This is a genomic window from Mitsuaria sp. CC2 (genome assembly GCF_048957715.1).
In the GTDB taxonomy this organism is placed as follows: domain Bacteria; phylum Pseudomonadota; class Gammaproteobacteria; order Burkholderiales; family Burkholderiaceae_C; genus Roseateles.
In genome coordinates, this window is sequence record NZ_JARVXN010000014.1 from 158,144 (window position 1) to 164,377 (window position 6,234).

A 6,234-nucleotide genomic window follows, 5' to 3' on the forward strand; every position below is an offset into this window, starting at 1 on the left:
GGGAAATCGGAACTCGATCGACAAGCGAGAGGCCGAGGCGCGGCAGCATAACGGCGTGCGCCGCCGCCGTCAGCGGGAGAGCCAGCGTTCCAGCGGCAAAGGTCGCGGACCGCGCACGCGCGCGAGCAGCAGGCCGCCGGTCCAGTACGAGAGCGCGAGGCCGGCCGCCACCACCGTGCCCGGCTGCCACGCCAGGCCCGCACCGCTGAACAACACGAAGCTCAGGACGGAGCTGAAGAGGTACAGGCTGAGCGTGTGCCGCCCCAACGGCGCGAGCACGTCCAGCAGCCGCGGATCGCGGCGCAGGCGCAGCACCAGCGCGGGCACGGCGGCGCTCAGCAGCAGCATCGTCGGATAGAGGTAGAAGATCGCGTAGCGGCCGGTGACATGGCTGTCGCCGTCGCGCAGCCCCGGCCAGAGCAACGAGGCGAACGCGATGTTCACCGCCACCGCCGGCCACAACGCGCGACGCGACCAGCGCCGCAATGCGGGCTCCCAACGCGGATGGGAGAACAGCCGCAAGCGCGCGGCCATCAACCCGGCGGTCATCAGCAGCAAGGGCGTCGGCAAGCCCAAGGTGGCGAAGGCGATGGTCGACGTGATGAAGTGACCCGCGTTGCGCAGCGTCCAGTCGCCCCAGGCCGCCGGCGCCGAGAGCGCCATCGACGGCTCGCCCGACAGCGGCATGCTGGCCATCAGGACTGTGAGTGCGATCACCGCAAGCTCCAATCCGATCAGCACCCGCAGCCGGACCTTCAGCATCGCCATCGAATGCCCGGCCCAGATCGCCAGCACCGCGCCGGAGACCGCATAGAGCGTCAGGATGTCGCCCATGTAGAGCAGCGTGCCGTGCAGCAGGCCGAGTGTCAGCAGCTTCGCGAGGCGCCGTCGACGCTTGCCCAGGGCCTCCTCGCCTCGCGACTGGGACAGGCCCTGGCTGTAGCCGAACAGGAAGGCGAGGAGCGCAATGCCCTTGCCCGCGATGAGCGCGTGCAGGAACCAGGACACGATCTGGGCCAGGGGACCGTCGACGGGCGACGGCGGACTGAGGGGCCCCGCATCCGGCAAGGCCGGATAACCCACCCAGTTGACGGCCACCACCGGGAACAGCGCGAGCGCGCGCAGCGCGTCCACCGCCGCGACACGCTGCGGCGGACGGGCCGTGTTCACGCCAGTCGTTGCTTCAGATGGGGGACGACGTCGGCCAGCGCCAGCTTGGTGGCGGCGACATCGCGGCGGCCTTGGTACTCGACCTGGCCTTCCTTCAGGCCGCGGTCGGAGATGACCACGCGGTGAGGCACGCCGACGAGTTCCCAGTCGGCGAACATCGCGCCGGGGCGCTCGCCGCGGTCGTCCAGCAGCACGTCGATGCCAAGATCCAGCAGTTCCTCGTGCAGCTTCGTCGCCGCGGCCTTCACGTCCTCGCTGCGGTCCATGCCGATCGGGCAGACCACGACGGTGAACGGCGCGATCGCGTCGGGCCAGACGATGCCGCGCTCGTCATGGTTCTGCTCGATCGCCGCGCCCAGGATGCGGGTCACACCGATACCGTAGCAGCCCATCTCCATCAGCTGGGGCTTGCCGGTCTCGTCGAGGTAGCTCGCGTTCATCGCGGCCGAATACTTCGTGCCGAGATAGAAGACATGGCCGACTTCGATGCCGCGCTGGATCGCCAGCACGCCCTTGCCGTCCGGCGAGGGATCGCCCTCGACGACGTTGCGGATGTCGGCCACCAGATCGGGCTCGGGCAGGTCGCGGCCCCAGTTCACACCGGTGAAGTGGAAGTCGGCCTCGTTGGCGCCGCAGACGAAGTCCGCCATGTGGGCGACGGTCCGGTCCGCGATGACCTTCAGCGGCTGCTTCAGGCCGATCGGGCCCAGGTAGCCGGGCTTGCAGCCGAAGTGGGTGTCGATCTCGGCGGCCGTGGCGAAGCGGAAGCCGCCCTTCAGGCCTTCAAGCTTGCCGACCTTCACTTCGTTCAGGTCGTGGTCGCCGCGGACCAGCAGCAGCCAGACCTGCGACTTGACGATGTTGCCGTCGTCGTCGAGCTCGTCGGTCGCCAGCACCAGCGACTTCACCGTCTGCGACAGCGGCAGCTTCAGCAGGTCGGCGACATCGGCACAGGTGGCCTTGCCGGGCGTCGGCGTCTTCGTCAGCGGCTGCGTCGCGGCGCCGCGCGTGGCGATCAGCGACAGCGCCTCGGCCAGCTCGATGTTGGCCGCGTAGTCGCTGGTCGGGCAGTAGATGATGGCGTCTTCACCGGTCTCGGCGATGACCTGGAATTCATGCGAGCGGTCGCCGCCGATCGCGCCGGTGTCCGCCGCCACGGCGCGGTACTGCAGGCCCAGGCGGTCGAAAATCCGGCCGTAGGCCGAGTACATCGCATCGTAGCTGCGACCCGCCGCGTCCTTGTCCCGGTCGAACGAGTACGCATCCTTCATCGTGAACTCGCGGCCGCGCATGATCCCGAAACGGGGCCGGCGCTCGTCGCGGAACTTCGTCTGGATGTGATAGAAATTCTTCGGCAGCTGCTTGTAGCTGCGCAACTCCTGGCGCGCGATGTCGGTGATGACCTCCTCCGACGTCGGCTGGATGATGAAGTCACGCCCGTGGCGATCCTTCACGCGCAGCAGCTCCGGGCCCATCTTGTCGAAGCGGCCCGTCTCCTGCCACAGCTCGGCCGGTTGCACGACCGGCATCAGCAGCTCGACCGCGCCGGCGCGGTTCATCTCGCTGCGGATGATGTGCTCGACCTTGCGGATCACGCGCAGTCCCATCGGCATGTAGTTGTAGATGCCGGCGCCCAGGCGCTTGATCATGCCGGCCCGCATCATCAGCTTGTGGCTGACGATTTCCGCATCGGCGGGCGCTTCCTTGAGCGTGGAGATGAAGAACTGGGAGGCTTTCATGGGCGCAGAAAATAAAAGTCCGCGGTCAGCCGGGCCGCCGCGGAAAACACCGTGCATCACCGAGGGTTAGCGATGATCGCGCCGGGTTGTTGCCCGGGTGCAATAATCAATCCAACGAATGATTTGAAGGTTGATTATGCTCGACCGTGAAGGCTTCCGGCCCAACGTCGGCATCATCCTGCTCAACCACAAGAACGAGGTGTTCTGGGGCAAGCGCATACGCACCCATTCTTGGCAGTTCCCCCAAGGGGGCATCAAGCATGGAGAAACGCCCGAGCAGGCGATGTTCAGAGAGCTGCATGAGGAAGTGGGCCTCACTGCGGACCACGTGCGCATCATCGCGCGCACGCGGGACTGGCTGCGTTATGAAGTCCCGGACCACTTCATCCGGCGCGACGCGCGGGGGCATTACCGCGGACAGAAACAGATCTGGTTCCTGCTGCAGATGATGGGTCGCGACAGCGACATGAATCTGCGCGCCACCGACCACCCCGAGTTCGACGCCTGGCGTTGGAACGAGTACTGGGTGCCGCTGGAGGCCGTGATCGAGTTCAAGCGCGGCGTGTATCAGATGGCGCTGACCGAGCTCGCGCGATTCCTGCCGCGCCTGAATCACCACAACCGCTACCTGCGCGCCGGCATGCGGCCGCCGCCGCGCGGCGGCGATCGCCACGGCGGGCACGGCGATCACGCAGATCATCACGGCGATCAGGACCACCACCGGCACGAGCGCTTCGATCCACGGCCCCATGAGCATGACGGCCCGGCGCATGCGGAAACCACGCATCAGACGCCGCACGACGGTCGCGAGGTGTCGCCGCCGGGTGCCGCTCACGGCGGTCCCGCAGAGCCTTCGAAGGACTGAGCGCTTCCGCGGCGCTCGCGTGCCGCCTCAGCGCAGCACGAGGTTGTCGCGGTGGATCAGTTCCGGCTCGGCCGCGTAACCCAGCACGCGCTCGATGTCGAACGACGGCTTGCGGGCGATCAGGCGTGCTTCGGCGCTGCCGTAGTTGGTGAGTCCACGCGCAAGTTCCTTCCCGGCGAGGTCGACGACCGCGATGACATCGCCGCGATGGAACTCACCCGACACCTCCTGCACGCCGATCGGCAGCAGGCTCTTGCCCTCTTCCCGCAGCTTGATCGCCGCGCCAGCGTCGACGACGACCTTCCCGCGAAGCTGCAGGTGATCAACCATCCACTGCTTGCGTGCCGCGAGCTTGGCAGTCGACGCCATCAGCGCCGTGCCGATCGCCTCGCCGCCGGCCAGGCGGAGCAGCACGTCGGGCTCGCGACCCCAGGCGATCACGGTGTTCGCGCCGCTGCTGGCCGCGCGCTTGGCCGCCAGGATCTTGGTGATCATGCCGCCGCGGCCGAGGCTGGTCCCGGCACCGCCGGCCATCTCCTCGAGCTCGGGCTTGCCGGCCGTCGCGCGGTCGATGAAGCGGGCGTTCGGGTCCTTGCGCGGATCGGCCGAGTACAGACCTTTCTGATCGGTGAGGATCACCAGCGCATCGGCTTCGACCAGGTTCGCGACCAGCGCGCCCAGCGTGTCGTTGTCGCCGAACTTGATTTCGTCGTTGACGACGGTATCGTTCTCGTTGATCACCGGCACCACACGGTGCTGCAGCAGCGCCAGCAACGTCGAACGTGCGTTCAGGTAGCGCTCGCGGTCGGCCAGGTCGGCATGCGTCAGCAGCACCTGCGCGCTGGTCAGGCCCTGCTCGCGCAGCTTGGTCTCGTACATCTGCGCCAGGCCCATCTGCCCGACGGCCGCCGCGGCCTGCAGCTCGTGCAATTCCTTCGGGCGGCTCGCCCAACCCAGGCGCTTCATGCCTTCGGCGATCGCGCCGCTGGACACCATCACGACCTCACGCCCCTCGCGCGCCAGCTCCGCGAGCTGCCGGCACCAGTTGCCGATCGCCTCGGCATCGACGCCGCGACCCTCGTTCGTCACGAGACTGGAACCGACCTTCACGACGATGCGTCGCGCGTCCTTGAGGACACCAGCCAGTTCACCACCCAGGTTGCCAGTCAGATTGCCGTTGCTCATGCGAGGAGGATCAGGGAGCCGTGAGTGCGGAGCCGGAAGTCAGGGCAGCGGATCGAAGCGCGGATCGCGCTCGGGCGGCTTTTCAGCCTTCTCCGCTTTCTCGGCTTTGTCGGCTTTCGCCGCCTTGACCGCCTTGTTCTTCGTGGCGCGGGTCTTGCGCGTTTCCTGGAAAGCCTTCGGCGGATCGATCGTCGGCTCGTCGAAGCGCGCGTCCGGATCCTCCACCGGCGGCGACTGGATCGCCGCCACGTGGTCGTAGATGGTGCGGATCAGCGGTTCGCACCCTTCGCGCGTCAGCGCGGAGATCTCGAACACAGGCCCCTTCCACTTGTAGCGCTTGACGAAGTCCTTCACGCGGGCGGCACGCTCTTCCACCGGCACCATGTCCAGCTTGTTCAGCACCAGCCAGCGCGGCTTCTCATAGAGCGCCTCGTCGTACTTCTTCAGCTCCTTGACGATGGCCTTGGCCTCTGCGACCGGATCGACATCCGGATTGAAGGGCGCGAGGTCGACCACATGCAGCAGGACACGCGTGCGTTGCAGGTGGCGCAGGAACTGGTGGCCAAGGCCGGCGCCTTCGGCGGCGCCCTCGATCAGGCCCGGGATGTCGGCGATGACGAAGCTCTTCTCCGGCCCCACGCGCACCACGCCCAAGTTGGGGTACAGCGTCGTGAAGGGGTAGTCGGCGATCTTCGGGCGCGCGTTGGACACGGCCGCGATCAGCGTCGACTTGCCGGCGTTGGGCTGACCGAGCAGACCGACGTCGGCCAGCACACGCAACTCCATCTTGATCTTCTTGGCCTCGCCGGGCCAGCCGGGCGTCTTCTGACGCGGCGCGCGGTTCGTCGAGGTCTTGAAGTGCAGGTTGCCGAAGCCCCCGTCGCCGCCCTTGGCCAGCAGCACCGGCACATCGGGCTCGATCAACTCGGCGATGATTTCGTCGGTCTCCAGGTCACGCACGATGGTGCCGACCGGCACCTTCAAGGTGATGTCCTCGGCGGCGGCGCCGAACTGGTCCGAGCCGCGACCGGCCTCGCCGTTGCGGGCCTCGTGGCGGCGCGCATAGCGGTAGTCGATCAGCGTGTTGAGGTTGCGATCGGCCATCGCGAAGACGTTGCCGCCCCGGCCGCCGTCCCCGCCGTCCGGTCCGCCGAACGGGATGAACTTCTCGCGGCGGAAACTGGCGCAGCCCGCCCCGCCGTTGCCGGCGGCGATATCGATGGTGGCTTCGTCAACGAACTTCATGGATGGCCTTCAGTCCCGGAGCGGGGCTAT

At 67.5% G+C, this 6,234-nt stretch carries 5 protein-coding genes; 1 reads left to right on the forward strand and 4 read right to left on the reverse strand.

Going from position 1 to position 6,234, the window contains the following annotated elements; genetic code table 11:
- Positions 1-69 precede the first annotated feature (69 nt).
- Positions 70-1,170, reverse strand: coding sequence for a DUF418 domain-containing protein (locus tag PV762_RS10455; protein WP_421034968.1), 1,101 nt, complete (start codon positions 1,168-1,170; stop codon positions 70-72).
- On the reverse strand, positions 1,167-2,909 hold the full coding sequence (locus PV762_RS10460; protein WP_421034969.1) for a proline--tRNA ligase: 1,743 nt from the start codon (positions 2,907-2,909) through the stop codon (positions 1,167-1,169). The genes PV762_RS10455 and PV762_RS10460 overlap by 4 nt, the downstream gene beginning before the upstream one ends.
- A gap of 136 nt (positions 2,910-3,045) precedes the next feature.
- Here PV762_RS10460 and PV762_RS10465 point away from each other — a divergent pair, with 136 nt between their 5' ends.
- Positions 3,046-3,774 (forward strand): RNA pyrophosphohydrolase, encoded by a 729-nt coding sequence (locus tag PV762_RS10465; protein WP_421034970.1) that lies wholly within the window; start codon positions 3,046-3,048, stop codon positions 3,772-3,774.
- Positions 3,775-3,801: 27 nt separating this feature from the next.
- Here PV762_RS10465 and proB read toward each other — a convergent pair whose 3' ends face one another.
- Complete coding sequence (proB, locus tag PV762_RS10470; RefSeq protein WP_421034971.1) at positions 3,802-4,959, reverse strand: glutamate 5-kinase; 1,158 nt, start codon at positions 4,957-4,959, stop codon at positions 3,802-3,804.
- A gap of 39 nt (positions 4,960-4,998) precedes the next feature.
- The gene (cgtA, locus tag PV762_RS10475) at positions 4,999-6,204 is read right to left on the reverse strand and encodes an Obg family GTPase CgtA (RefSeq protein ID WP_421034972.1); all 1,206 of its coding nucleotides are present in this window, start codon (positions 6,202-6,204) and stop codon (positions 4,999-5,001) included.
- Between the last annotated feature and the right edge of the window lie 30 nt (positions 6,205-6,234).

What these genes read in the sequence shown, in the direction of transcription:
- PV762_RS10460 (WP_421034969.1), bottom strand. Translation starts at nt 2,909, where the DNA reads ATGAAAGCCTCCCAGTTCTTCATCTCCACGCTCAAGGAAGCGCCCGCC.
- cgtA (WP_421034972.1), bottom strand. Translation starts at nt 6,204, where the DNA reads ATGAAGTTCGTTGACGAAGCCACCATCGATATCGCCGCCGGCAACGGC.
- proB (WP_421034971.1), bottom strand. Translation starts at nt 4,959, where the DNA reads ATGAGCAACGGCAATCTGACTGGCAACCTGGGTGGTGAACTGGCTGGT.
- PV762_RS10465 (WP_421034970.1), top strand. Translation starts at nt 3,046, where the DNA reads ATGCTCGACCGTGAAGGCTTCCGGCCCAACGTCGGCATCATCCTGCTC.